Raw genomic sequence first — 24,827 nt, 5'->3', positions numbered from 1 at the left:
TTGCTCACGTGTTACTCACCCGTTCGCCACTGATCCACCCCGAAGGGCTTCACCGTTCGACTTGCATGTGTTAAGCACGCCGCCAGCGTTCGTCCTGAGCCAGGATCAAACTCTCCGTCGAAAAACCTCCACCACCAGCAGCCGAAGCCACCAGCCGGCGTAGATCCTTAGAACTTCATAGTTGACCCTTGGACTCGTCACCCTGATCCGAGCTGGCAAGCCAGACCAGGGGTAGATCCCAAAGGAATCCCCCACCACCAGACACACAGGCCCGGCAGTGATTGGGGGTTGATACATATGGCATCAACATTTTTCTAGCGCACTGTTGAGTTCTCAAGAACCGGACGCACCCACCCCGACCAACCCATCATCAAGAGGGCCAGCGGAAGAGGGGCAACTTTCCCACCTTAACCGAGAACCAGGCCAAACCTCAACCCAGCCCCGCTCAAGGAGCTTCCGGCGCCACCCGTCCCGGACGCGGATCACCCTCGGCCAGAAGCTCCAGGTTTTCCGCCCCGCTCGGGGCGACATGTGGAACACTACGCGGCGACCGGCGCGAGAGGCAAATCCGCTCGACGCCGGCCGCCGATCCACTACTGCGGCAACGGAAGTGCGACCGCAGCGAGGGACTTCTTCCCGCGGCGCAGCACGGCGTAGCGCCCGTGCAGCAGGGACACGTCGGCCAGGGTCGCCTCCGGGTCGGTCACCTTGACGTTGTTGACGTAGGCCCCGCCTTCGCCGATGGTCCGGCGGGCACCGCTGAGGCTGGGCGCCAGGCCGGTGTCCGCGAACAACTGGGCCAGGCGGACGCTCGACTCCTCGGGCGCAGCGGTGGGCAACTCCTCCAGCGCACCCCGCAGCGTCGTCTCGTCGATCCCGTCGAGCTCTCCCCCGCCGAACAACGCCGACGACGCCTCCTCCACGGCGACGGCTGCCGCCTCACCGTGCACGATCCCCGTCACCTCGTGCGCCAGTGCCCGCTGGGCCGCCCGGGCCCGCGGGTTCTCCGCGACCTGCCGACCCAGCTCCTCGATCTCAGCCGGGCTGCGGAAGCTGAACGCCTTGAGGTAGTCGACGACCTTCGCGTCCTCGGCGTTGAGCCAGAACTGGTAGAAGGCGTAGGGCGACGTCAGCTCGGGGTCGAGCCACACCGCACCGGACTCCGTCTTGCCGAACTTGGTGCCGTCCGCCTTGGTCAGCAGCGGCGTCGCCAGGGCGTGCACCGTCTGCTGGTCCACCCGTCGTACCAACTCGCAGCCGGCGGTGATGTTCCCCCACTGGTCGGACCCGCCCAGCTGCAGCGAGCAGCCGTGGCGGCGGTGCAGCTGGAGGTAGTCGTTGCTCTGCAGCAGGACGTAGCTGAACTCGGTGAACGAGATGCCCGTGGTGGCGAGACGCTTGCTGACGGCCTCCCGGTCGAGCATCCGGTTCACGCTGAAGTGCTTGCCGACGTCGCGCAGGAATTCGATCGTCGACATCGACTGCGTCCAGTCGAGGTTGTTGACCATCGTCGCCGCGGTCGGTCCGTCGAAGTCGAGGAACGGCGCGATCTGCGCCTGCAGACCCGTCACCCACCCCGCGACGACGCTCGGGTCGTTCATCGTCCGCTCCGCCGAGGGCCGCGGGTCCCCCACGAGACCCGTCGCACCCCCCACGAGGATCAGCGGGTGGTGCCCGGCCTGCTGCAGGCGCCGGGCGGTGAGCACCTGGACGAGGTGCCCGACGTGCAGGCTCGCAGCGGTGGGGTCGAAGCCGACGTAGTAGGTGAGCGGACCCGTCGCGAGAGCCTCCCGCAGCGCGGCCTCGTCGGTGGAGTGCGCCACCAGGCCCCGCCACTGCAGTTCGTCCCAGACGTCGTTCACGACTCGTCGGCTCCTCAGGTCTTCGGTGTGGGCGACCGTCGCCCGCCGACACGGTACGCGGAGACCGTGGGCTCGTTCACGAGGGAAACGCGCCAAGGCGTCGGGGCACCCGCACCGGCGACACCCACGCGCGGCCCCCACACGACGTCCGCGTCGCCGACCGGCTCCCCCGGGAACACCGCCAGGGCGCCGTCGGCGCAGACGTCGACACCGTCCAGCGCGCGGTCGACGCCCAGGGCCTGGGTCAGCCTGGCCGGCCCTCGCGCCAGGTCCACCTCCCGGCGCGCGGCCACCCTCCGGGACCGGGCGAGGTCCAGTCCGTCCACGACCTCCCCGGCGCGCAGGAGGACTGCAGAAGCCGTGCCCTCGGGCCCGCAGACGAGGTTCATGCACCAGTGCATGCCGTAGGAGAAGTAGACGTACGCGTGTCCGGGCGGGCCGAACATCACGCGTGTCCGGGGCGTCGGGCCACGGAACGCGTGCGACCCGGGGTCGGACTCCCCCGCGTACGCCTCGACCTCGGTGAGGCGCACCGCGACGGCACCGTCCCCCGTCGTGTGGCGCACGACCCGCCCCAGCAGGTCGCGCGCCACCACGAGGACGTCCCGGTCGAAGAAGGACCGGTCCAGGCTCAGGGCCGTGCCCACGCCAGGTGCTCCGCCAGCGCGTCCTGGGCCGCCTCCAGCTGCTCGGCCACGCGCACGGGCGCCGTCCCGCCGATGCCGTCGCGCGAACTCAGCGAACCCTCCGTCGACAGCACGTCCTTGACCTCGGGGGTCAGGTGCGGCGAGATGCCGGCGAGGTCCTCGACGGTGAGGTCCCACAGCTCGACGCTGCGGTCCTCCTGGGCCGAGCGCTCCTCGCAGCGGCGCACGCAGGCGCCGGAGATCTGGTGAGCGTCGCGGAACGGGACCCCCTGCCGCACGAGCCACTCCGCGATGTCCGTCGCGAGCGCGAACCCCTGCGGGGCCAGGGAGGCCATCCGGTCGGTGTGGAAGTGCAGGGTCGCCACCATGCCCGCGACGGCGGGCAGCAGCAGTTCGAGGGTGTCGACAGCGTCGAACACCGGCTCCTTGTCCTCCTGGAGGTCACGGTTGTACGCCAGCGGGAGTCCCTTGAGGGTCGCCAGCAGGCCCGTCAGGTCACCGATGAGCCGCCCGGCCTTGCCGCGGGCCAGTTCGGCCACGTCGGGGTTCTTCTTCTGCGGCATGATGCTCGACCCGGTCGACCAGGCGTCGTCGAGGGTGACGAAGGAGAACTCCTTGGTCGCCCAGGCGATGACCTCCTCGGAGATCCGGGACAGGTCCACCCCGATCATCGCGGCCACGAAGGCGAACTCGGCGGCGACGTCGCGCGAGGCCGTGCCGTCGATGGAGTTCTCGACGCTGCGGGTGAACCCCAGCTCGTGGGCGACGGCCAGCGGGTCCAGGCCCAGGGACGACCCCGCCAGGGCGCCGGAACCGTACGGGGAGACCGCGGCCCGCGCGTCCCAGTCCCGCAGGCGCTCGACGTCGCGCAGCAGCGGCCACGCGTGGGCCATGAGGTGGTGCCCGAGCAGCACGGGCTGGGCGTGCTGGAGGTGCGTGCGCCCCGGCATGGCGGCGCTCGGGTGCGCGGCGGCCTGCGTCAGCAGCGCCTCGACGACGTCCAGCACGAGACCGGCGACGACGCGGGCGTGGTCACGCAGGAACATGCGCAGGAGGGTTGCGATCTGGTCGTTGCGCGACCGGCCGGCCCGCAGCCGGCCGCCGACGTCGGCGCCGACCCGGTCGACGAGGGCGCGTTCCAGCGCGGAGTGCACGTCCTCGTCGTCGGCGGCCGGGACGAAGGCCCCCGAGACCACGTCGGCCTCCAGGGCGTCGAGGCCGCCCAGCAGCGCCTGCAGCGTCGCGTCGTCGAGGAGGCCCGCCGTGTGCAGCACGCGGGCGTGGGCCCGGGACCCGGCGATGTCGTAGCGGGCGAGCCGGAAGTCGAAGTGCGTCGACTTCGACAGGGCGGCCATCGCCTCGGCGGGGCCGGTGGCGAAGCGGGCGCCCCACAGGCCCTTCTCGCCCTGCTGCGGGGGGTTCTGCGTCATGGCACGTCCACTTCGTCGGGTTGCTCGGTGGTCAGGTCGGAGGGGTGGTCGGTGGCGGCGTTGCGGCGCGCCAGCGCCAGGAAGCGGGCGGCGACGGCGTCGCCCCCCTGGGGGTTCCGGGTGATGACCAGCACGGTGTCGTCGCCGGCGATCGTCCCGAGCAGGGAGGGGATGACCGAGTGGTCGACCGCGCTGGCCAGGAACTGCGCCGCCCCCGGCGGCGTGCGCAGGACGACGAGGTTCGCGGACGCCTCGGCGCTCACCAGCAGTTCCTCGCACCAGCGGGCGAGCCGGGCGTCCAGGACCTCCTGCGCGACCCCGCTGCGGGGCGTGCGGTCGCCGCCCTCGGCGGGCAGCGCGTAGACGAGCCCGCGGTCGCCGTCGCGGACCTTGACGGCCCCCAGTTCGACGAGGTCGCGCGAGAGGGTCGCCTGCGTCACCGCGACGCCCTCCTCCGCGAGGTGGGTGGCGAGTTCCGTCTGCGACCGCACCGGGTAGCGGGCCAGGACCGCGGCGATCCGGTCGTGGCGGAACGCCTTCGTGCCCGCCCCCGGGCCGGGGGCCGGGGTGGGGACGGAGGTCACCGGGACTTCTCGAGCAACCAGACCAGCAGCGCCTTCTGGGCGTGCAGCCGGTTCTCCGCTTCGTCCCACACGACCGACTGCGGGCCGTCGATCACCTCGGCGTCGATCTCCTTGCCGCGGTAGGCCGGCAGGCAGTGCAGGACGACGGCGTCTGGCGCGGCGTGCGCGAGGAGCGCGCTCGTGAGGGAGAACGGGCGGAACCGCTCGAACTCCTGCCCCTCCTGGCCCATCGAGATCCACGTGTCGGTGGCGACGACGTCGGCCCCCGCGACGGCCTGCGCGGCGTCGGAGGTCACCGTCACCGAGCCTTCGGTGGTCGCCGCCACGGCCTGGGCGCGGGCGATCACGGAGGCGTCGGGGAGGTCGGTCTCCGGGGTCCCGATGCGCACGTGCATCCCGGCCGTCGCCCCGCCGAGGGCGTAGGAGTGGGCCATGTTGTTCGCCCCGTCCCCGACGTAGGCCAGCGTCAGGCCGGCCAGAGCGCCCTTGTGCTCGGCGACCGTCTGGAGGTCGGCGAGGATCTGGCACGGGTGGTAGAGGTCCGTGAGGGAGTTCACGACGGGGACCCGGGAGTTCGCGGCCATCTCGGCGAGGGAGTCCTGCGAGAACGTCCGCCAGACGATCGCGGCGACCTGGCGCTCCAGGACGCGCGCGGTGTCGGCGACGGGTTCCCCCCGGCCGAGCTGGGAGCCCGCGGCGTCGACCACGAGGGGAACCCCACCGAGGTCGGCGACCCCGACGCTGAAGGAGACGCGCGTCCGGGTCGAGGGCTTGTCGAACAGCAGGGCGACGGTCTGCGGGCCCGCGAGGGGTTTCTCCGCGAACCGGTCCTGCTTCAGGCGCGCGGCGAGCGCGAGGACCTCGGCCTGCTCGGCGGGGGTGAGGTCGTCGTCGGCGAGGAAGTGGCGGACGGTCACGGGGTCGCTCCCTTCAGCGCGGTGTCGAGGACGTCGGGCAGGGCGGCCACGAACGTGTCCGCCTGGGCGGCGGTGAGGACCAGCGGCGGCGCGAGCCGGACGGTGTCGGGCCGGGCCGCGTTGACGATGAACCCGCGGGAGAGCGCGGCCTGGACCACCTGCGCGCCGACGGGCTGCGCGAGCGCGATCCCCAGCAGCAGGCCCTCCCCCCGGACGCCCTCGACGAGCGGGTGCCCCAGCGCCTCGACGGCCGTGCGCAGGTGCCGCCCGACCGACGTCACGTTCTCCAGCAGGCCGTCGCGGGCGATGGCGTGCAGCACGGCCAGGCCGGCGGCGGAGGCCACGGGGTTCCCACCGAAGGTGGACCCGTGCTGGCCGGCGCCGAGCAGGGTCGCGTTGTGCGGGCCGAAGGCGATGACGCCGCCGACGGGGATGCCGCCGCCGAGCCCCTTGGCGACCGTGACGACGTCGGGGACGACGCCGGAGTGCCGGGCGTTCTGGAAGGCGAACCACTCCCCCGTCCGCCCGATGCCGCTCTGCACCTCGTCGAGGACGAGGAGCGCCCCGTGCTCGGCCGTGATCCGCCGGGCCGCCGCGAGGTAGCCGTCGGGGGCGGGGACGACGCCGTTCTCGCCCTGCACGGGTTCGAGGAACACGGCGGCCGTGGCCCCGTCGACCGCACGCCCGAGGGCCCCGACGTCCCCGTAGGGCACGAACTCCACCCCGCCCGGGAGCGGTTCGAAGGGAGCCCGGTAGGCCTCCTTGGCGGTGAGGGCCAGCGCGCCCATCGTCCGGCCGTGGAACGCGCCGTACGTCGAGACGACCTTGGTGCGCCCGGTGCGGCGGGCCATCTTGAACGCGGCCTCGTTCGCCTCGGCGCCCGAGTTCGCGAAGAACACCGCGGAACCCTCGGGTGCGCCGGCGACCTCGAGCAGCCGTTCGGCGAGGGCCACCTGCGGGGCGGAGGCGAAGAAGTTCGAGACGTGCCCGAGCGTCGTCAGCTGCGTGGTCACCGCGGCCACGAGCAACGGGTGGGCGTGCCCGAGGGAGTTCGTCGCGATGCCACCGAGCAGATCGAGGTAGCGGTTGCCGTCGGCGTCCCAGACGTGGCACCCCTCGCCGCGCACGAGGACGCGCTGCGGGGTGCCGAAGGTCTGCATGACCGAGCGGGTGTACCGCTCGATCCAGGCCTGGCCGGTGCCGTCGGTGACGGGCAGGGCCTCGTCGCCGGCTGCGCGTTCCGCGAGTTCCATCGGTTCTCCCTGCTGGATCACGGCACGACCATCGTGCCGTTGCCGGAGGTCGTGAAGACCTCCAGCAGCACCGAGTGCGCCTGCCGGCCGTCGATGACCGTCGCCCGCGGCACGCCGCCGCGGACGGCACGCAGGCACGCCTCCATCTTCGGGACCATCCCCGACTCCAGCGACGGCAGGAGGTCGGCGAGGTCGTCGGCCGCGATCTCCCGCACGAGGGAGTCGGTGTTCGGCCAGTCGCGGTACAGGCCCGCCACGTCGGTCATGACGACGAACTTCTGGGCCTCGAGCGCGACGGCGATCGCCGAGGCGGCCGTGTCGGCGTTCACGTTGAGGACCTGGCCCGGCACGAGGTTCCCCTCGTCGTCGACCTCGGGGGCGACGGTGGAGATGACGGGGATGCGGCCGGCGTCGAGGATGTCCACGACGGCGCGCGGGTCGACGCCCACGACGTCGCCGACGAGGCCGACGTCGACGAGTTCCCCGTCCACCACCGCGCCGCGACGGGTGGCGCGCAGCAGACCGGCGTCCTCCCCGGACAGGCCGACGGCCAGCGGGCCGTGCGCGTTGAGCAGGCCCACGAGTTCGCGACCCACCTGGCCCGTGAGGACCATGCGGACGACGTCCATCGTCTCCGGTGTGGTGACGCGCAGGCCACCGCGGAACTCGCTGCGGATGTCGAGCTTCTCCAGCATGGTCGAGATCTGCGGGCCCCCGCCGTGCACGACGACGGGACGCAGCCCGGCGGTGCGCAGGAACACGACGTCCTGCGCGAAGGCGCGCTTGAGCTCGTCGTCGACCATGGCGTTGCCGCCGTACTTCAGGACGACGAGCGCGCCGTGCCACTTCTGCAGCCACGGCAGGGCCTCGACGAGGACGTTCGCCTTGTCCTGGGCGCTGAGTCCCACGAGGTCGCTCACGGGGTCGCTCACGAGGAGTACGCGCTGTTCTCGTGGACGTAGGCGTGGGTCAGGTCGTTCGTCCACACCGTCGCCGTCGCCGGGCCGGCCTTGAGGTCGATGCGCACCCGCACCTCCCGGGGTTCGAGGTCCACCGTCGCCGGGTCGGCGTGGGGGGTTCCGTCGACGCACACCGCGACGCCGTTGAGGCTCACGTCGAGCGTCTGCGGGTCGAACTGCGCCGACGTCGTCCCGACCGCGGCCATGACGCGGCCCCAGTTCGGGTCCTTGCCGAACACGGCCGCCTTGAAGAGGTTGTTGCGCGCCACGGAGCGGGCGACCTCGACGGCCTCGTCCTCGCTCGCGGCGCCGACGACCTCGACGGCGATGTCGTGGTCGGCGCCCTCGGCGTCGCCGACGAGCATGCGGGCGAGGTCGGCGCAGACGTGGCGCACGGCCTCGTCGAACGCCGCGGGTTCCGGGCTCGTGCCGCTCGCGCCGGAGGCGAGCAGGACGACGGTGTCGTTGGTGGACATGCAGCCGTCGGAGTCGACGCGGTCGAACGTCGTCCGGGTGGCCGCGCGCAGGGCGCGGTCGAGGTCGGCGGGGTCGACGACGGCGTCGGTGGTGAGGACCACGAGCATCGTGGCGAGGCCGGGAGCGAGCATCCCCGCCCCCTTGGCCATGCCCCCGACGACGAAACCCTCCCCGCTGGCGATGGCCTGCTTGGAGACGGTGTCCGTCGTCATGATGGCCGTGGCCGCCGCGGTCCCGCCGTCGGCCGACAGCGCCGCGTGCGCGGTCCGCACCCCGTCGAGGACCTTCTCCCGCGGCAGTTCCACCCCGATGAGCCCGGTCGAGCAGACGACGACGTCGCCCGCGCCGGAACCGACCAGTTCGGCGACGAGTTCGGCCGTGGCGTGCGTCGTCTGGAAACCCTGCGGTCCGGTGAAGCAGTTGGCCCCGCCGGAGTTCAGGACGACGGCCTTCAGGTGGCCGTCGGCGCTGGCGCGTTCGCTCCACAGCACCGGGTGCGCCTTGCAGCGGTTGGAGGTGTAGACGGCGGCGCCGGCGTCGAGCGGGCCGTCGTTGACGACGAGGGCGAGGTCGGGGCGACCGGAGGCCTTCAGCCCCGCGGTGACGCCGACGGCCCGGAAACCCCCGGCCGCGGTGACGCTCACGGGGCGACCCCCACGGCCGTCAGGCCGGCGTCCTCGGGCAGGCCCAGGGCGATGTTCACGGACTGCACGGCTCCTCCGGCGGTTCCCTTGACGAGGTTGTCGATGGCGGACACGACGAGCACGCGACCGGCGTGCTCGTCGACGGCGAGCTGCAGCGCGCACGCGTTGCTGCCGAACACCTGCGCGGTCGAGGGCCACTGGCCCTCGGGCAGGAGGTGGACGAACGTCTCGCCGGCGTACGCGTCCTCCCAGGCGGACCGGACCTGCGCCGCGGTGACCCCGTCGGCGAGGCGGGCGGTGCACGTGGCGAGGATGCCGCGGGACATCGGCGCGAGGGTCGGCGTGAACGAGACCGTCACGGCCGTCCCGGCGGCGAGGCCGAGGTTCTGCTCGATCTCGGGGGTGTGCCGGTGGCCGCCGCCGACGCCGTAGGGGCTCATCGACCCCATGACCTCCGATCCCAGCAGGTGGGATTTGAGGGCCTTGCCGGCGCCTGACGTGCCGGAGGCCGCGACGACCACGACGTCGTCGGGGGCGAGCAACCCGGCCGTGAAGCCGGGCGCGAGCGCGAGGCTCACCGACGTCGGGTAGCACCCCGGGACGGCGATGCGCCGGGTGTCCACCAGACGCTCGCGCTGACGCGCGCCGCCGGCCAGGGGCAGTTCGGGCAGGCCGTACGGCCAGGTGCCGGCGTGGGCGCTGCCGTAGAAGCGCTCCCAGGCCGCGGGGTCGAGGAGGCGGTGGTCGGCGCCGAGGTCGACGACGAGGACGTCCTCGCCGAGCTCGGCCGCCACGGCGGCGGACGCGCCGTGCGGCAGGGCGAGGAAGACGACGTCGTGGCCGGCGAGGACGTCCGTCGTCGTCGGCTGCAGGACGCGGTCGGCGAGCGGAAGCAGGTGCGGCTGGAGCTCACCGAGGCGGGCGCCGGCGTTGGAGGCACCGGTGAGGGCGCCGATCTCGACGTGCGGGTGGTTCAGCAGCACCCGCAGGACCTCGCCACCGGCGTAGCCGCTGGCCCCTGCGACGGCGACCGTCAGCCGCTTCCCGGGTTCCATGTGCATGACCATACACCGGCTCGGCTAGCCATGCAGGAGGGGCGTCAGGCGAGCGGGTCGTCGGGGCCGTAGGGGGTGACGACGAGCTTGCGGGTCGTGGGGCCGAGGCGGGGTTCGGCGGCGCGCAGGGATTCCGGGGTGTCCGCGCCGACGCGCAGGAACCGGCCGGACCACGCGTCGAGCTGGCCCGAGGCGATGGCGCGGACCATCTCGACGACGGCCTCCGGTTCGGTCCACTCGGTGCGGTCGGCGTGCTGGCTCATGCTCGTCGACATGGCCGTCCGCACGACGCCGGGCGACAGCTCGAACGCCAGGACCCCGTGCGGGGCCCCCGCGGCGGCGATCGCGCCACCGAGGCGGAACAGCGCCGCCTTGCTCGCCGCGTACGCCGCGTACGCGCCGCTGTCCTTGGACGCGGCGCCGGAGCTCAGGTCGACGACCCGGCCCGACCCGCGCGCCACCATGCCGGGCACGACGGCGCGGGCGACGTGGAACGGGCCGAGGACGTTGGCCTCCAGGACCGCCCGGACGTGCGCCGGGTCCGCCTCCCACGGCGGCACCTCCTGGGGCTCGATCCGGCCGGCGGACTGGACCAGGAGGTCGAACCCGCCGAGCTCCAGCTCGAGGGCGTGGACGCCGGCGGCGACCGCGGACGCGTCGGTCACGTCGAACGCCGTGGCCACCGCCCGGCCGCCGTCGGCGGTGATCTCCTCGACGAGCTCGTCGAGCGCCCGGGCGCTGCGCGCGACGACCGCGACCGTGAACCCGGCCTGCGCCAGGCCGAGCGCCACGGCCCGGCCGATGCCCTGGCTGGCACCGGTGACGAGCGCGCGGACGGGCTGCACCTCGGGCACGTCAGGCACGCTGCACCGCCCCCGTCCGCTCGGCGGCGAGGGCGACCGCTGCATCGCGGGCCGCGCTGGCCTCCTCGGCGGTCAGGGTCCGGTCCGGCGCCCGGAAGCGCAGGGCGAAGGCCAGCGACTTGCGGCCCTCCCCCACCTGCGTGCCGGTGTAGACGTCGAAGAGGTGGACGTCCTCCAGCAGCGGGCCGGCGCCCTCGCGCAGCGCCTCCTGCACCGTCGCGGCGGGGGTCGCCGCGTCGACGACGAGGGCGACGTCCTGCGTCGCGGCGGGCAGACCGGACAGCGGGTCGACCTGCGGGGCGGCACCGACGAGGGCGAGCAGCACGTCGAGGTCGAGCTCGAAGGCCGCCGCGCGGGCGGGCAGCTCGAGCGCCGCGACCGCGGACGGGTGCAGCTCCCCGGCGTACCCGACCACGTGGCCCTGCGCCGTCGTGATCCGCGCGCACCGACCCGGGTGCCACGGCGCCTGCTCGGCGGCCTCGACGACGACCTCCACCCCGACGGCGGCGGCGACCGTGCGGGCGGCCTCCACGGCGTCGGCCCAGCCGGCCGCTTCGGCGGTGCGGGCGAACCCGCCCGCGAGCGCCCCCGGGCGACGTCGGACGCCGGTGAGCACGCCGGCGACGTGCAGCGGCTGGGCCGGGACCGCCTCCTGCAGGCGGGCGAGCTCGTCCTCGGTGGGACGGCGCTCGACCCCGAGCACCTCGGCCGGCCCGGCACCGGGACGGGGGTGCGTGACCGAGCCCAGCTCCACGAGGGCGAGGTCGCGCAGCCCGCGGGACACGTTGCGCCGCACCGTCTCCACGAGGGAGTCGAGCAGACTCGTGCGCATGAGCGGCTGCTGCTCGGACAGCGGGTTGGCCAGGCGCACGGCGGTGCGTCGCGGGTCGTCGGCCGGCAGCTGCTGCGCGTCGTGCACCGAGGCCGCGACGAACGGGTAGCTGAGCACCTCGACGAACCCGTCGTCCACGAGGGCCCGGGCCACCGAGCGGCGGGCGCGCTGCCCGGAGGTGAGCCCACGACCGGCCGGCGCCGGGGGCAGCACGGACGGGATGGCGTCGTACCCCGCGAGGCGGGCGACCTCCTCGACGAGGTGGACGCGACCGGTGAGGTCGGGACGCCACGGCGGCGGCGTCACCGCGAGGGTGGAGCCGTCGACGGTCACCGTGCACCCGATCTCGGTGAGCGTGTCGACCACCTCGTCGGCCGCGTAGCGCACGCCGACGACGCGTTCGGGGAAGCCGGCGTCCATGGTGATCGTCTGCGGCGCAGCGGCTCCGCCGACGTCGGTCGCGGTCGTGTCGGCCGTCCCGCCGCCGTGCTCGACGAGCAGCCGGACGGCGAGCTCGGCCGCGGCGGCGCAGACCGTCGGGTCGGTGCCGCGCTCGAAGCGCTTGGCGGCCTCGGACGGCAGCCGGTGCCGGCGCGCCGTGCGGGCCACGGTGACCTGCGCGAAGTGCGCGGCCTCGACGAGGACGTCCCGCGTCGCGGCGGAGACCTCGCTGGACTCCCCGCCCATGACGCCGGCCAGGCTCAGCACCCGGGACGTCGACGGGTCACCGGGGACCTCGTCGGTGATGAGCAGGTCCTCGGGGTGCAGGGTCCGCTCGACGTCGTCGAGCGTGGTGAGCCGTTCCCCCGCGCGGGCCCGGCGGACGACGAGCTCGCCCTGCAACCGGTCGAGGTCGTAGGCGTGCAGCGGCTGACCGGTCGCGAGCATCACGTAGTTGGTCACGTCGACGGCCAGGGAGATGGGCCGCATCCCGACCTGGCGCAGGCGGTCGGCGATGAAGGACGGCGTCGCGGCGGCCGGGTCGACGCCCCGCACGACGCGGGCGACGAAGCGGTCGCACCCGACGGCACCGCGGACAGGAGCGTCGTCCTCGAGCCGGACGGGGTACCCCGGACCGGACGGCAGCGGCACCTCGACGTCGACGGGGTCGCGCAGCACGTCGGCGACGGGACGGCGCGTCCCGTGGGCGTACTCGCGCGCGATCCCGCGGATGCTGAAGCAGTAGCCGCGGTCGGGCGTGACGTTGACCTCGACGGTCTCCTCGGCCAGGCCGAGCAGGGTCAGCGCGTCCTGCCCCGGCGTCACCTCGACACCCGGGAGGTGCTGCGAGAGCACGATGATGCCGTCGTGGTCCTCGCCCAGGCCGAGTTCGCGGGCCGAGCAGATCATGCCGTCCGAGACGTGCCCGTAGGTCTTGCGCGCCGCGATGCCGAACCCGCCGGGCAGTTCCGCACCGGGCAGCGCCACCACGACGAGGTCGCCCTCGACGAAGTTGTGGGCGCCGCAGACGATGCCGCGGGACCCCTCGGCGTCGTTGTGCCCGGGGCCCACGTCGACGTGGGTCCAGTTGATCGTCTTGCCGTTCTTCTGCGGCTCCTTCACGAGGTCGAGGACGCGTCCCACGACGACGGGTCCGGTGACCCCGGCCGTGTGGATGCCCTCCTCCTCCAGGCCCACGCGGACGAGGGACGCCGCGACGTCCAGACCACGCGCACCGGGTTCGAGGTCGACGTGTTCGGCGAGCCAGCTCAGGGGGATGCGCATCAGAGGTCCTCCTCCCCCGCGGCCACGGCCGGATCCGCGACGCGTGCCACCCCGGACGCGGACAGGTCCTCCACGCCGAACGCCCGGCTGAACCGCACGTCGCCCTCCACCATGTCGCGCATGTCCGTCACCCCGTTGCGGAACATCAGCGTCCGCTCGATCCCCATCCCGAACGCGAACCCCTGGTAGCGGTCGGGGTCGATCCCCGCGGCCCGCAGCACGTTCGGGTTGACCATCCCGCAGCCTCCCCACTCGATCCAGCCGCGTTCGGCGTCCCGGCCCAGGGAGAACCGCAGGTCGAGCTCGGCGCTGGGTTCGGTGAACGGGAAGAAGGCCGGCCGCCACCGCGTCTCGACGGCGTCCCCGAACATGGCGCGCGCGAAGTGGTCGAGCGTGCCCTTGAGGTGGGCCATCGTCAGGCCCTCGTCGATGGCGATGCCCTCGAGCTGGTGGAAGACCGGGGTGTGCGTGGCGTCCAGCTCGTCGGTGCGGAACACCTTGCCCGGGCAGACGACGTAGAGGGGCACACCGCGCTGCAGGAGCGAGCGGCTCTGCACGGGCGAGGTGTGCGTGCGCAGCACGAGACCGGACTCGGCCCCGCCGCCCGCGTCGGCGACGAAGAACGTGTCCTGCATCTGCCGTGCCGGGTGGTCGGCGTCGAAGTTCAGGGCGTCGAAGTTGAACCACTCGGCCTCGACCTCGGGTCCCTCGGCGACCTCCCAGCCCATGGCCGTGAAGACGTCGCCGACCCGTTCGACGAGCAGCGGGATCGGGTGCCGGGCACCGCGGTCCGGGCGCGCGACGGGCAGCGTGACGTCCACGACCTCCTCGCGCAGCACCCGCTCGGTGTGCTCGGCCTCGAGGACGGTGGTCCGTGCGGCGACGGCGGCGCCCAGACGTCCGCGGGCCTGGCCGACGCGCTTGCCGGCGGCCGCCTTCTCCGGTCCGGGGAGGGTGCCGATGGCACGGTTCGCCAGGGCCAGCGGGCTGCGGTCACCCGCGTGCGCGAGGCGCGCGGCCTTGAGCTCGTCGAGGTCGGTGGCCGCGGCCACCGCGGCGAGGGCGGCGTCGAGGGCGGCCTGCACGCTCGCCTCGTCCACCGCGCCCTCGGGCACGTCGGGCTGGTCGGACATCGCGGGTGCGCGCTCCTTCGTGGTTTCGGTGCGTCGGTTCGGGTCGGTCTGTCGGTGCTCCCGCCCGATCTTCCCAGACGCGGAGACCCGGTCAGCCTGCGGTGGCGACCGGTTCGCCCGCGGGCAGCCGGACCGTGAAGCGGGCCCCGCCCGTGGGGGCGGAGTCGACGTCGACGTCGCCGCCGTGGGCCTCGACGAGACCGCGCGTCACGTACAGCCCGAGCCCCGTCCCGCTGCGGGCACCGCCGTGCCAGAACTTGGAGAAGACGTACGGGCGGTTCTCCGCGGGGACCCCGTCGCCGTTGTCGTCGACGGTCAGGACGATCCAGCCGCCGGTCCCGTCCGCGGGCGGGCCGCCCGCGACGGTGACGACCACGGTCCCCGCCCCGTGCCGGACGGCGTTGTCGACGAGGTTCGTGACGACCTGGGCCATCCGGTCCGGGTCGGCCCACAGCTCCGGCAGGTCCGGGGCCACCGTGAGCTCGAACCGCTCGTCGTCGTACCCGGCCATGCGCAACCGGTCGACGTGCTCGCGCACCAGGGCCGCGAGGTCCATGGGCCTCCGGTGCACCGTGAGCCGGCCCGCGTCGACGCGGGCGACGTCGAGCAGGTCCCCGACGAGCCGGCTGACCCGGTCGGCGTCGGCCTGGACGGTGCTGAGCATGAGGCGCTTCTGCTCGTCGCTGAAGCGGTCCCACCGGCGCAGCAGGCTGGCGGTGAACTGCTTGACCGACGTCAGGGGTGAGCGCAGCTCGTGGGCGACGGTCGCGATGAGGCTCGTCGTGTCCGTCTCGGCGCGGCGGCGCTCGTCCGGCGTGCGCAGGGCCAGCACCGCCCGCAGCAGGGATCCCGTCCCGTCACGGACGAAGCGGGCGGTCACCAGCAGTTCGGTGCCGCCCGGCAGCAGCAGCAGCCGCTCGGCGTGCCCGTCGGGATCGACGCCGTGCGGGCGGCGGGTGGAGTCCTGGACGACGTCCCACCAGCGACGGCCCGAGGTGTCCTGCAGCGGCAGGGCCCGGCGCAGCGCGGTGCCGACGAGGTCGGCGCGGGGACGGCCCAGGAGGCGTTCGGCGGCGGTGTTGAGGTCGGCGATGGCCCCGTCCCCGTCGGTCACGACCACACCGTCGGGCAGGTCGTCGAGGTCGAGCGCGGGCAGCACGAGGGGACGGGCCGACGACGCGGCCTCGGCGCTCCCCCTCGCCTCGGGCACGGGCCGACATTAGGCCATCGGATGATCGCATCGCGCGCTCAGCGCGCCCCCAGGACCGCCTCAGACCGTGGGGCTCGTGCGACCGCTGGTGCTCGCGGGGGTGCCGGCACGGTGCGCCCGGGCGCTGGCGTAGAGGCAGACGACGGCCGCCGTGGCGAGGTTGAGGCTCTCGGCGCGGCCGTGCAGCGGGACGCGGACGACGGCGTCGGCGAGCGAGCGTCCCGCGTCGTCGAGGCCGGCCGCCTCGTTGCCGAAGACCCACGCCGTGCGCCGGCGCAGGTCCACGGCGCGGACCTCGCCGCGGGCGGCCTCGTCGGCGAGGTCGTCGAGGTCGAGCTCGCCCGTGCCGTCGGCGGCCAGGACGGTGGATCCGCTGCGCTGCAGACCTTCCACCACGTCCTGCAGGCTGCGGCCGACGACGACGGGCAGGTGGAAGAGGCTGCCGGCGGTCGAGCGGACGCACTTGGGGTTGAAGACGTCGACGCTGCTCGCGGTGAGGACGACGGCGTCGGCTCCGGCGGCGTCGGCGGCGCGCAGGACGGTGCCCGCGTTGCCCGGGTCCCGCACCCGGTCCAGGACGGCGACGAGCCGCGGGCGCCCGGCCAGGACGTCGTCGAGGTCCGCCGTCGTCGTGGGGCAGACGGCGACGAGCCCCTGGGGGGTGACGGTGTCGCTCATGGCCGCGAGGACCTCGTCGGTCACGGTCCACGCCTTCGACGCGTCGCGGACGATCTCGGGGTAGCGGTCCGTCGCCTCGGGCGTGGCGTACAGCTCGAGGGCGGCGCCGGCGGCGACGGCCTCGCGGACGGCCTGCGGGCCCTCGGCGAGGAACCGGCCGTGCCGCTGACGCGCCGAACGCGCGGTCAGCGCCCGCACGGCGCGCACCCGTTCCGCTCGAGGGTTCGAGAGGAGCGGGGCGTCGACGTGGGGCACTGCCGGGCGTCCGGGGTGTTCGGTGGGTCTGCGGCTCAGGCCGCGGAGCCCTCGGCCACCGGGGCGGCCGGGAGGGAGGCCTTGGCCGTCGCCACGAGCGCCGAGAAGGCGGCCGGGTCGGACACGGCGAGCTCGGCCAGCATGCGGCGGTCGACCTCGATCTCAGCGGCCTTCAGGCCCTGGATGAAGCGGTTGTACGTCATGCCCTCGGCGCGGGCGGCCGCGTTGATGCGCTGGATCCAGAGGCGGCGGAAGTCGCCCTTGCGCGCCTTGCGGTCGCGGTACGCGTAGACGAGGGAGTGGGTGACCTGCTCCTTCGCCTTGCGGTACAGGCGCGAGCGCTGGCCGCGGTAGCCGCTGGCCTGCTCGAGGACGGTACGGCGCTTCTTCTGGGCGTTGACTGCGCGCTTGACGCGTGCCACGGGTACTCCTTGGAGGTCGGTCGCGGGCGGCCGGGTCGATCGGCGGTGACCTGGAGGTCACGCACCCGCTGGGTTCGGTCGAAGGGGTGCCGGCCCGGGGGCCGGCCGCGGATCAGATGCCGAGGAGCTTCTTGATCTTCTTGGCGTCCGCGGGCGAGACGACCTGGTCGACCGAGAGGCGGCGGGTGCGCTTGCTCGACTTGACCTCGAGCAGGTGGCGCTTGTTGGCCTGCTCGCGCATGACCTTGCCGGAGCCGGTGGTGCGGAACCGCTTCTTGGCGCCGGAGTGGGTCTTGTTCTTGGGCACGTCTTCTCCTGTGTTCGGAGCCGGAGGGGGTGCCCTCCGGCGTGGTCTGGCGTGCGGCCCGCCGGAGCGTGCCTCCTGCGGGCCGTGTCAGTCGTGCGTGGCCGAGCGTGGGCCGGGCGTCAGGACGCCGTGGCGGCCGTCTCGTCCGGCGTGCTGTCGACCGGAGCCGCCTCGGGGGCCGCTGCCGGCGGTGCGGCCTCGGCGTCCTTGCGGCGACGCTCCTCGGCCTTGGCCTCGGCCTTCTTCTTGTGCGGCCCGATGACCATCACCATGTTGCGGCCGTCCTGGCGCGGCGAGCTCTCGACGCTGCCCAGGTCGGCCACGTCCTCCGCGAGGCGCTGGAGCAGCCGGAAGCCCATCTCGGGCCGGGACTGCTCGCGCCCGCGGAACATGATCATGACCTTGACCTTGTCACCCGCCTTGAGGAACCGCTCGACGTGGCCCTTCTTGGTGCCGTAGTCGTGCGGGTCGATCTTCAGACGGAACCGGATCTCCTTGAGGATCGTGTTCGTCTGGTTCTTGCGGGCTTCGCGGGCCTTCATGTCGGACTCGTACTTGAACTTGCCGAAGTCCATGAGCTTGCAGACCGGCGGCCGCGCCGTCGGAGCGACCTCGACCAGGTCGAGGCCTGCTTCGTCCGCCAGCCGCAGCGCGTCCTCGACGCGCACGATGCCGACCTGTTCGCCGTTGGGGCCCACGAGCCGCACCTCGGGAACACGGATGCGGTCGTTGATGCGGGGCTCGCTGATGTGCTGCTCCTTCGTCGTCGTGTGGGGCCGCCGGACACGAGGAAGGCCCCCGTGCTCGGACGCGCAACGGGGGCCACCAGATCCGACGACGAACCCACCGCGGCCCGTCCGCACGGACGAGCGCGACGGAGGACGCCGCTGCACCCCTCCGGGGAGGAGCGCGGACCAGGACCTGCGGCGCCGTGGGCACCGAGGTGGGAGGAGGCCTCCGCTTCACGTGCCGGCCCTGTGGACGCCGGTCCCCGCCGTGGTGCTGGAGCGGGATCCGGTGACGTGTGCCGGTCGGTCGCCTGCAAGGGTATCAGCATGCAGTCACAGACCCCTCCCGAGGCGGACCCGGTGGACCCGGGCGCGCTGGCCGCCCGCGACATCGCCGACGTGCCGGCAGCCGAGCTCATCACGACCACCGCCGTCCACCTCATGAGCGCGGCGGCGGTCAAGTGCGGTCTGGCCGACGGCCCCGACGCGGCCGACCACCTCGACCTCGCCGAGGCGCGCATCCTCATCACGGCCCTGGCCGGGCTCGTCGTCACCTCCGCCCCCGACGTCGGCGGTCAGCACGCCCGGTCGCTGCGCGACGGCCTGCGCTCGCTCCAGCTGGCCTTCCGCGAGGCCTCCGACGTGCCGGACGAACCGGGCAAGGGGCCCGGCGAGCGCCTCACGGGAAGCGTGGTCTGAGGTCGACGCGGGCGGCGACCACGGCGGTCGCCGCTCCGGCCACGGCCCCCGCGGCCCCCACGACGAGGAAGGGGGTGCCCACGCCCGCGGCATCGCTGACGGCGCCCGCCAGCGGCGACCCGAGCGCGGCCCCCACCGTCGTCGCCGCGGCGTGCCAGCCCATCGCCCGTCCCCGGACGGCCTCGTGGACCCCGTGCGCCACGAGGTCGACGGTCGCGCTGATGACGGGCGCGCAGAAGAGCCCCGCGACGAACGTGCCGGCGGCCAGGGCCACGGGGCCGCTGAGCAGGGCCAGCGGGGTCGTGGCCAGCCCCAGGCACACGACGAGCAGCCACGGCGGCACCGGCCGCGGCAGGACTCCGTGCACGAGGCCGCCGACGACGGACCCGGCGGCCCACACGGCCAGGACGAGCCCGGTCCAGCGGACCTGCCCCTCCTCCCGCAGCTGGGCGACCACCGCGAGGTCCGTCGCCGAGAGCACGAGGTCGGCGGTGAACGCGCACGCCATGGCCAGCAGCAGCGCCGTCGTCCACACGGCGTGGCGCTGGGCCGTCCCCACGGGCTCGGTGCCGGGGCCGGGGTCGCTGCGCAACGGCGGGTCGAGGACGAACATGGCGACCGCCGCGAGGCACTGGCTCGCGCCCACGACGAGCATCGCGGCCGTCGTCGACCAGGCCAGGGCCACCGCCGTCCCCGCCGCCGGGCCCACCATGTAGGAGAACTCGACGAGGACCGCGTCGAGGGAGAACGCCGTGCGGCGCCGCTCGTCCGGGACCACGACGGCCAGCGACTGGCGCACGACGGTGAACACGGGCGGGCCCAGGGCGCCGGCGACGAACGCCGTGACGAGCAGCCCGGCGTACGGCACGAACGGCGCGACCGACCAGCAGACGGCCTGCGCCACGATCGAGGGGACGAGCGCGCGCCGCAGGCCGTACCGGTCCACGACCCACCCGCGCCAGGGCGAGCTGACCGCCGTCCCGATCGTCGCCACGGCACCTACGAGTCCCGCTGCGCCGTAGCCCATCCCGAGGTGCTGGACGACGTGGAGGATGCAGACGATCCCCGCCATGAACGCCGGGACGCGCCCGAGGGACCCGACGAGCTCGAGGACGACGACGCCGCGGACGGCCAGGACGTCGCGGTAGGGGCTGAAGGCGCGCAGGACCCGGGACCCCGGGCGGGGTGGAGCGGTGGACACGTCCTGCACTGTGGCAGGCGGTGGCGACACGACGCAGTCCGGTTCCCCCGGCGAACCACCCCCCGTGGCCGCCGCGGGGCCGAGGTGGTCGAATGGCCGCCGACCTTGAACCCGCAAGCATCGGAGGAGACACCTCGTGGCGAACAACGACCTGGGCCTGCTGGCCCTGCGCCTCGGCATCGGCGGCACGCTCGTGGCCCACGGCGCGCAGAAGCTCTTCGGCGCCTTCGGCGGCGGCGGCCTCGAGGGCACCGCCGGCGCCATGCACGCCATGGGCTTCCGCCCCGGCAAGCGCAACGCCGTCCTCGCGGGCGCGTCCGAGGCCGGCGGCGGCGCGCTGCTCGCGCTCGGGCTCGCGACGCCCGTCGGCGGCGCGTCGGCCGCGGCGGCCATGGCGGCCGCGTCCGTCGTGCACAAGCCCAACGGCTTCTTCGTGACCTCGGGCGGGTTCGAGTACCCGGCCGTCCTGGGCCTGGCCTCGGTGGCCCTGGCCATCGGTGGTCCCGGGAAGTACAGCCTCGACGCCGCCACCGGCCACGTCTTCAACAAGCGGTGGACGACCGTCCTGGCGCTGGCCGCCGCCGGCGTCGGCGCGTACACGACCATCAAGGCGCGTCAGGAGACGGTGGCCGCCGAGGCCGCCGAGCAGGACTGATCCTCGGCCCGGACCGTCACCGGGCGGTCCGGGCCGTCCTCAGACCACTAGGCCGGCAGCACCTGGAACTCCAGGGACTCCGCGCGTTCAGCGACGACGCCCGCGGCCAGCCGCTCCCCCACCGCCCGCAGCAGGCCGTCGAGCCCCTCGCGGTCCAGGCCCGGGGTCACCCCGAGGACGACGCGCAGCTCGGCCCCCCGACCCGGTTCGCACCGGGTGCCGCGGACGACCGGCAGGTCCCGGACGGCGTCGGCGACGGCCGCCGCGAGCGTCGCGTCGAGGGCTGCGGGGATCCACACCTCCCCCCGGGCCAGGGCCCAGAACGCGCTGCGGCGCACGACGAAGCGCACGGGACCGGCCGGGTCGAGCACGAGCACGTCGCACTCCTCCTGAGCACCCGACAGCGCCGCCTGCTCCGCGGGCACCGGCACCGGACGCGCGTCCGGACGCCAGGTGCTCAGCGCCGCGAGGTCCGTGAACAGCGGCAGCCCGCGGCGGCCGTCGGGCTGGGTCAGCAGCGCCAGCGCCATGTCGGCGCTCTTGTCACCGCCGTCGTCCCCCCTCTCGCCCAGCTCGGCGACGACCGGGGCGAACACCCGGCTGCCCGCGAGAGCGCCGACGACGGCGCGTTCGGCGTGGACGCGGGCGACGAGGTCGCCCCCGACCGCGTCCCACGCGGTCAGCGCCCGTTCCAGCTCAGGGGACCTCGACCCGTCGTCGCCCGCGAAGGCGTTGGGCTGCAACGTGCGTCCCGCCCACGGCACCCCGGCGGAGTCGGTCGTGCGGGGATCGTGAGCGGTCAGGGCCGGCCCGCCACGTCGAGGGCCTGCGGGAGGGTGAAGTTCCCGGCGTACAGGGCCTTGCCCACGATGGCGCCCTCGACGCCGGTGTCGACGAGGTCGCGCAGGACGCGCAGGTCGTCGAGGCTGGAGATGCCGCCCGAGGCCACGACGGGGGCCTTCGTCCGGGCGCAGACCTCGCGGAGCAGGTCGACGTTCGGACCGCGCAGGGTGCCGTCCTTGGTGACGTCGGTGACGACGTAGCGGGAGCAGCCGTCGGCGTCCAGGCGCGCCAGCACCTCCCACAGGTCCCCGCCCTCGCGCGTCCAGCCGCGCGCCGCCAGCGTCGTGCCGCGCACGTCGAGGCCGACGGCGATGCGGTCGCCGTGCCGGGCGATGGCCGACCGCGTCCAGTCCGGGTCCTCCAGGGCGGCGGTGCCGAGGTTGACGCGGCGGCAGCCCGTGGCCAGGGCCGCCTCGAGGGAGGCGTCGTCCCGGATCCCGCCGGACAGCTCCACGGCGACGTCGAGGCGGCCGACGACCTCGGCCAGGAGCTCGCGGTTCGAGCCGCGGCCGAAGGCGGCGTCGAGGTCTACCAGGTGGACCCACTCCGCGCCCGCCTCCTGCCAGGCGAGGGCCGCCTCCAGCGGGGCGCCGTAGAAGGTCTCGCTGCCGGCCTCGCCCTGCACGAGGCGGACGGCCTGGCCGTCGGCGACGTCGACGGCGGGGAGGAGTTCGAGCCGGCGGGCGGCGGTGGCGGTGTTCTCGCTGGTCACGGGGGGCGAGTCTACGAGGGGTCGGGGGGTGCGGCGGGGCGGCGGGGAGCGGGTGGGTCAGGTCCGACAGCCGGTTCACAGCCGGTCTTACGGCCGGTCCCGTGTCGGACCGGGTGTGGGGACGGCGCGGCGGGGGTGGGGACGACGCCCGAGCCGGTCCCACGGCCGGTCCCACGTGGGACCGGGTGTGGGGACGGGCGTGAGGACGGGTGTGGGACCGGGCGTGAGGACAGGCGTGGAGTCAGGTGTGGGTGTCCCGGGAGCGTCGTCGGGACGACGCGGTCGGGACACCCACGGGCTCACCCACGTGGTGACACCGGTGGGTGTCCCCGTGGGTGTCCCGCGCGAGTCGTTGCTGCGCAGGCGGTCAGGTGAGGGAGTCGACCCAGTTCCGCAGGAGCTGGGCGCCGGCGTCGCCGGACTTCTCCGGGTGGAACTGCGTCGCGGACAGCGCGCCGTTCTCGACGGCCGCGACGAAGCGCGTCCCGTGCTCGGCCCACGTGATCTGGGGCAGCGGGACGCGGCCGTCGGTGGTGTCGAGCATCTCGAAGCGCTGCACGGCGTAGGAGTGCACGAAGTAGAAGCGCTCGTCCTCCACGCCGGCGAAGAGGCGGGAGCCGGCGGGCGGCTCGACGGTCGACCAGCCCATGTGCGGGACGACGTCGGCGGGGAGGCGCTCGACGGTGCCGGGCCACTGGGCCAAGCCGTCGGGCAGGCCGTCGCCGGGTTCGGTGGACGTCTCGAACATCACCTGCAGCCCGACGCAGATCCCGAGCACGGGACGGCCCCCGGCGAGGCGCCGGTCGACGATCGAGTCACCGCCGATGGCCTTGAGCCCGGCGTTGACGGCCGCGAACGCACCGACGCCGGGGACGAGGAGCCCGTCGGCCTCGAGGGCCGCCTTCCGGTCCGACGTCAGCTCGACCGACGCGCCGACCCGTTCGAGGGCGCGGACGGCGGAGCGGACGTTGCCGAAGCCGTAGTCGAGGACGACGACGGACGTCACAGCGCACCCTTGGTGGAGGGGATGCCGACGACGCGCGGGTCGGGTTCGACGGCGTAGCGCAGCGCGCGGGCCAGCGCCTTGAACTGCGCCTCCACGACGTGGTGCGGGTCCCGGCCGGCGAGCACGCGCACGTGCAGGCAGATCTGGGCGTGGAAGGCGAAGCTCTCCAGGACGTGCCGGGTCAGCGAGCCGGTGAAGTGCCCGCCGATGAGGTGGAACTCCTGGCCGGCCGGCTCCCCCTCGTGGACGCAGTAGGGGCGGCCGGAGACGTCGACGACGGCGTGCGCGAGGGCCTCGTCGAGCGGGACGGTGGCGTCGGCGAAGCGGCGGATGCCGGACTTGTCGCCGAGCGCCTGGCGGAACGCCTGGCCCAGGACGATCGCGGTGTCCTCGACGGTGTGGTGCACGTCGATGTGGGTGTCACCGCTCGCCCGGACCGTCAGGTCCATGAGCGAGTGCTTGCCGAGCGCCGTCAGCATGTGGTCGTAGAACGGCACGGTCGTGTCGATCTGCGTGCGCCCCGAGCCGTCGAGGTCGAGTTCGACGAGGACGGAGGACTCGCTGGTGCTGCGCTCGATGCGCGCGGTGCGGCTCACTGGGTTGCCACCACTTCCTGGAGTGCGGTTCGGAACTGCTGCATCTCGTCGGCCGTGCCGATGCTCACGCGCAACCAGCCGGCCGGGCCGGTCTCGCGGATGAGGACGCCCCGGTCGAGCAACCCCTGCCAGACGCCGTGCCGGTCGGTGAACCGGCCGAACAGGACGAAGTTCGCGTCGGACTGGGCGACGTCGAACCCGTTGTCGCGCAACCACACGACGGTCTCGTCGCGACGGGTGCGGAGTTCGTCCACCGTGGAGAGCAGGGCCGCGGAGTGCTTCAGCGCGGCCCGTGCCGTGGCCTGGGTGACGGCCGACAGGTGGTACGGGAGGCGGACGATCCGCAGGGCGTCGACGAACGCGCGCGAGGCCGCCAGGTACCCGACGCGGGCACCCGCCAGCGAGAACGCCTTGCTCATGGTGCGGCTGACCGCGAGGTTGCCGTGCCGCGGGAGGAGTTCCAGGGCGCTGGGGACGCCGGCCCGGCGGAACTCCCCGTACGCCTCGTCGACGACGACGATGCCGCCGACGGCGGAGACCTCCTCCAGCACGGCCTCGACGGTGGCCAGCGGCAGGGCCGTCCCCGTCGGGTTGTTGGGGCTCGTCAGCAGGACGACGGAGGGGCGGTAGCGGCGGACCTGCTCGCGGGCGTGGTCGACGTCGACCGTGAAGTCCTCCTCGCGCCGGCCCGTGACCCACGTCGTGAGGGTGTCGCGCGCGTACTCGGGGTACATCGAGTACGTGGGGGCGAAGCTCAGCGCGGTGCGGCCGGGGCCGCCGAAGGCCTGCAGCACGTGGAGCATGACCTCGTTGGACCCGTTGGCCGCCCACACCTGCTCGGGCGCGAGCTCGGCCCCGGACTCGGTGCGCAAGAACGCCGCGAGGTCGGCGCGCAGGTCGAGGAACTCGCGGTCGGGGTAGCGGTTGAGGCCCACGGCCGCCTGCGCGACGGCGGCCGCGATGTCGGCGACCACCTCGGGCGCGACCGGGTAGGGGTTCTCGTTGACGTTGAGGACCACCGGCACGTGCAGCTGGGGGGCCCCGTACGGGTGCTCGTCCCGCAGGTCCTCGCGCAGCGGCAGGTCGGCCAGCGTGGTCGTCTCGGTCACGGCAGCAGTGTCCCAGACGCGCAGC

The 24,827-nt window shown here is 74.0% G+C and carries 25 protein-coding genes and 1 rRNA gene; 2 read left to right on the top strand and 24 right to left on the bottom strand.

Features of this window, described 5'->3' with window-relative positions; all coding sequences use genetic code 11:
* The 18 genes from AB1207_RS02220 to infC all read right to left on the bottom strand — a co-directional run.
* Positions 1 to 121, bottom strand: a 16S ribosomal RNA gene (locus tag AB1207_RS02220); the annotation flags it as partial.
* A 472-nt stretch (positions 122 to 593) separates the two neighbouring features.
* Positions 594 to 1,862 carry a tyrosine--tRNA ligase gene (gene tyrS, locus AB1207_RS02215; RefSeq protein ID WP_367636126.1) on the bottom strand — a complete coding sequence of 423 codons (1,269 nt, stop codon included), beginning with the start codon at positions 1,860 to 1,862 and terminating at the stop codon, positions 594 to 596.
* Between the two features lie 14 nt (positions 1,863 to 1,876).
* On the bottom strand, positions 1,877 to 2,509 hold the full coding sequence (locus tag AB1207_RS02210) for a DNA-3-methyladenine glycosylase (RefSeq protein WP_367636125.1): 633 nt from the start codon (positions 2,507 to 2,509) through the stop codon (positions 1,877 to 1,879).
* Positions 2,494 to 3,939 (bottom strand): argininosuccinate lyase, encoded by a 1,446-nt coding sequence (argH, locus tag AB1207_RS02205; protein WP_367636124.1) that lies wholly within the window; start codon positions 3,937 to 3,939, stop codon positions 2,494 to 2,496. Before argH ends, AB1207_RS02210 begins: the two co-directional genes overlap by 16 nt.
* A complete protein-coding gene (locus AB1207_RS02200) occupies positions 3,936 to 4,523 on the bottom strand; it encodes an arginine repressor (protein ID WP_367636123.1) in 588 nt (195 codons plus the stop codon). Before AB1207_RS02200 ends, argH begins: the two co-directional genes overlap by 4 nt.
* Entirely contained in the window at positions 4,520 to 5,440 is a 921-nt protein-coding gene (gene argF, locus AB1207_RS02195; RefSeq protein ID WP_367636122.1) for an ornithine carbamoyltransferase, read from the bottom strand. Before argF ends, AB1207_RS02200 begins: the two co-directional genes overlap by 4 nt.
* Positions 5,437 to 6,693 carry an acetylornithine transaminase gene (locus tag AB1207_RS02190; protein ID WP_367636161.1) on the bottom strand — a complete coding sequence of 419 codons (1,257 nt, stop codon included), beginning with the start codon at positions 6,691 to 6,693 and terminating at the stop codon, positions 5,437 to 5,439. The genes argF and AB1207_RS02190 overlap by 4 nt, the downstream gene beginning before the upstream one ends.
* A 17-nt stretch (positions 6,694 to 6,710) precedes the next feature.
* Positions 6,711 to 7,625: an acetylglutamate kinase gene (argB, locus tag AB1207_RS02185; protein ID WP_367636121.1), complete on the bottom strand. Its 915-nt coding sequence runs from the start codon at positions 7,623 to 7,625 to the stop codon at positions 6,711 to 6,713.
* A complete protein-coding gene (gene argJ / locus AB1207_RS02180) occupies positions 7,622 to 8,773 on the bottom strand; it encodes a bifunctional glutamate N-acetyltransferase/amino-acid acetyltransferase ArgJ (RefSeq protein WP_367636120.1) in 1,152 nt (383 codons plus the stop codon). The genes argB and argJ overlap by 4 nt, the downstream gene beginning before the upstream one ends.
* Positions 8,770 to 9,828 (bottom strand): N-acetyl-gamma-glutamyl-phosphate reductase, encoded by a 1,059-nt coding sequence (argC, locus tag AB1207_RS02175; RefSeq protein ID WP_367636119.1) that lies wholly within the window; start codon positions 9,826 to 9,828, stop codon positions 8,770 to 8,772. Before argC ends, argJ begins: the two co-directional genes overlap by 4 nt.
* 44 nt (positions 9,829 to 9,872) lie before the next feature.
* Positions 9,873 to 10,682, bottom strand: coding sequence for an SDR family NAD(P)-dependent oxidoreductase (locus tag AB1207_RS02170; RefSeq protein WP_367636118.1), 810 nt, complete (start codon positions 10,680 to 10,682; stop codon positions 9,873 to 9,875).
* A gap of 1 nt (position 10,683) precedes the next feature.
* On the bottom strand, positions 10,684 to 13,248 hold the full coding sequence (gene pheT, locus AB1207_RS02165; protein ID WP_367636117.1) for a phenylalanine--tRNA ligase subunit beta: 2,565 nt from the start codon (positions 13,246 to 13,248) through the stop codon (positions 10,684 to 10,686).
* Positions 13,248 to 14,381: a phenylalanine--tRNA ligase subunit alpha gene (gene pheS / locus AB1207_RS02160; RefSeq protein WP_367636116.1), complete on the bottom strand. Its 1,134-nt coding sequence runs from the start codon at positions 14,379 to 14,381 to the stop codon at positions 13,248 to 13,250. Before pheS ends, pheT begins: the two co-directional genes overlap by 1 nt.
* A 91-nt stretch (positions 14,382 to 14,472) precedes the next feature.
* Complete coding sequence (locus AB1207_RS02155) at positions 14,473 to 15,591, bottom strand: sensor histidine kinase (protein ID WP_367636115.1); 1,119 nt, start codon at positions 15,589 to 15,591, stop codon at positions 14,473 to 14,475.
* Between the two features lie 60 nt (positions 15,592 to 15,651).
* Positions 15,652 to 16,476 carry a TrmH family RNA methyltransferase gene (locus AB1207_RS02150; RefSeq protein WP_437178844.1) on the bottom strand — a complete coding sequence of 275 codons (825 nt, stop codon included), beginning with the start codon at positions 16,474 to 16,476 and terminating at the stop codon, positions 15,652 to 15,654.
* Between the two features lie 83 nt (positions 16,477 to 16,559).
* A complete protein-coding gene (rplT, locus tag AB1207_RS02145) occupies positions 16,560 to 16,946 on the bottom strand; it encodes a 50S ribosomal protein L20 (RefSeq protein WP_367636114.1) in 387 nt (128 codons plus the stop codon).
* 112 nt (positions 16,947 to 17,058) lie between these two features.
* Positions 17,059 to 17,253 carry a 50S ribosomal protein L35 gene (gene rpmI / locus AB1207_RS02140; RefSeq protein ID WP_367636113.1) on the bottom strand — a complete coding sequence of 65 codons (195 nt, stop codon included), beginning with the start codon at positions 17,251 to 17,253 and terminating at the stop codon, positions 17,059 to 17,061.
* A 119-nt stretch (positions 17,254 to 17,372) separates the two neighbouring features.
* Positions 17,373 to 18,002 carry a translation initiation factor IF-3 gene (gene infC, locus AB1207_RS02135; protein WP_367636159.1) on the bottom strand — a complete coding sequence of 210 codons (630 nt, stop codon included), beginning with the start codon at positions 18,000 to 18,002 and terminating at the stop codon, positions 17,373 to 17,375.
* A 306-nt stretch (positions 18,003 to 18,308) separates the two neighbouring features.
* On the opposite strand from infC, the gene AB1207_RS02130 reads away from it, so the two are divergent.
* Positions 18,309 to 18,680: a DUF1844 domain-containing protein gene (locus AB1207_RS02130; protein ID WP_367636112.1), complete on the top strand. Its 372-nt coding sequence runs from the start codon at positions 18,309 to 18,311 to the stop codon at positions 18,678 to 18,680.
* On the opposite strand, the gene AB1207_RS02125 is transcribed toward AB1207_RS02130, so the two are convergent.
* Entirely contained in the window at positions 18,661 to 19,881 is a 1,221-nt protein-coding gene (locus tag AB1207_RS02125) for an MFS transporter (RefSeq protein WP_367636111.1), read from the bottom strand. The two genes, AB1207_RS02130 and AB1207_RS02125, sit on opposite strands and share 20 nt — an antisense overlap.
* Before the next feature lie 136 nt (positions 19,882 to 20,017).
* On the opposite strand from AB1207_RS02125, the gene AB1207_RS02120 reads away from it, so the two are divergent.
* Positions 20,018 to 20,536: a DoxX family protein gene (locus AB1207_RS02120; RefSeq protein WP_367636110.1), complete on the top strand. Its 519-nt coding sequence runs from the start codon at positions 20,018 to 20,020 to the stop codon at positions 20,534 to 20,536.
* A gap of 47 nt (positions 20,537 to 20,583) precedes the next feature.
* Here AB1207_RS02120 and AB1207_RS02115 read toward each other — a convergent pair whose 3' ends face one another.
* From AB1207_RS02115 to AB1207_RS02095, 5 genes are all read right to left on the bottom strand, one after another.
* Positions 20,584 to 21,300, bottom strand: coding sequence for an SseB family protein (locus AB1207_RS02115; protein WP_367636109.1), 717 nt, complete (start codon positions 21,298 to 21,300; stop codon positions 20,584 to 20,586).
* A gap of 35 nt (positions 21,301 to 21,335) precedes the next feature.
* Positions 21,336 to 22,091 (bottom strand): bifunctional 1-(5-phosphoribosyl)-5-((5-phosphoribosylamino)methylideneamino)imidazole-4-carboxamide isomerase/phosphoribosylanthranilate isomerase PriA, encoded by a 756-nt coding sequence (gene priA, locus AB1207_RS02110; protein ID WP_367636108.1) that lies wholly within the window; start codon positions 22,089 to 22,091, stop codon positions 21,336 to 21,338.
* A 367-nt stretch (positions 22,092 to 22,458) separates the two neighbouring features.
* On the bottom strand, positions 22,459 to 23,097 hold the full coding sequence (gene hisH / locus AB1207_RS02105) for an imidazole glycerol phosphate synthase subunit HisH (RefSeq protein ID WP_367636107.1): 639 nt from the start codon (positions 23,095 to 23,097) through the stop codon (positions 22,459 to 22,461).
* Positions 23,094 to 23,693 (bottom strand): imidazoleglycerol-phosphate dehydratase HisB, encoded by a 600-nt coding sequence (gene hisB, locus AB1207_RS02100; protein ID WP_366170759.1) that lies wholly within the window; start codon positions 23,691 to 23,693, stop codon positions 23,094 to 23,096. Before hisB ends, hisH begins: the two co-directional genes overlap by 4 nt.
* The gene (locus tag AB1207_RS02095; protein ID WP_367636106.1) at positions 23,690 to 24,802 is read right to left on the bottom strand and encodes a histidinol-phosphate transaminase; all 1,113 of its coding nucleotides are present in this window, start codon (positions 24,800 to 24,802) and stop codon (positions 23,690 to 23,692) included. The genes hisB and AB1207_RS02095 overlap by 4 nt, the downstream gene beginning before the upstream one ends.
* Positions 24,803 to 24,827 lie beyond the last annotated feature (25 nt).

It is taken from the genome of Kineococcus endophyticus (assembly GCF_040796495.1).
In the GTDB taxonomy this organism is placed as follows: domain Bacteria; phylum Actinomycetota; class Actinomycetes; order Actinomycetales; family Kineococcaceae; genus Kineococcus; species Kineococcus endophyticus.
The sequence above is the reverse complement of the archived record's forward strand: the minus strand, read 5'-3'. Positions and strand labels throughout refer to the sequence as shown.

Excerpts from the sequence above, each read along its gene's own strand:
- argH (WP_367636124.1), bottom strand. The coding sequence starts at position 3,939 with ATGACGCAGAACCCCCCGCAGCAGGGCGAGAAGGGCCTGTGGGGCGCC.
- AB1207_RS02190 (WP_367636161.1), bottom strand. The coding sequence starts at position 6,693 with ATGGAACTCGCGGAACGCGCAGCCGGCGACGAGGCCCTGCCCGTCACC.
- argC (WP_367636119.1), bottom strand. The coding sequence starts at position 9,828 with ATGGAACCCGGGAAGCGGCTGACGGTCGCCGTCGCAGGGGCCAGCGGC.
- pheT (WP_367636117.1), bottom strand. The coding sequence starts at position 13,248 with ATGCGCATCCCCCTGAGCTGGCTCGCCGAACACGTCGACCTCGAACCC.
- pheS (WP_367636116.1), bottom strand. The coding sequence starts at position 14,381 with ATGTCCGACCAGCCCGACGTGCCCGAGGGCGCGGTGGACGAGGCGAGC.
- AB1207_RS02130 (WP_367636112.1), top strand. The coding sequence starts at position 18,309 with ATGCAGTCACAGACCCCTCCCGAGGCGGACCCGGTGGACCCGGGCGCG.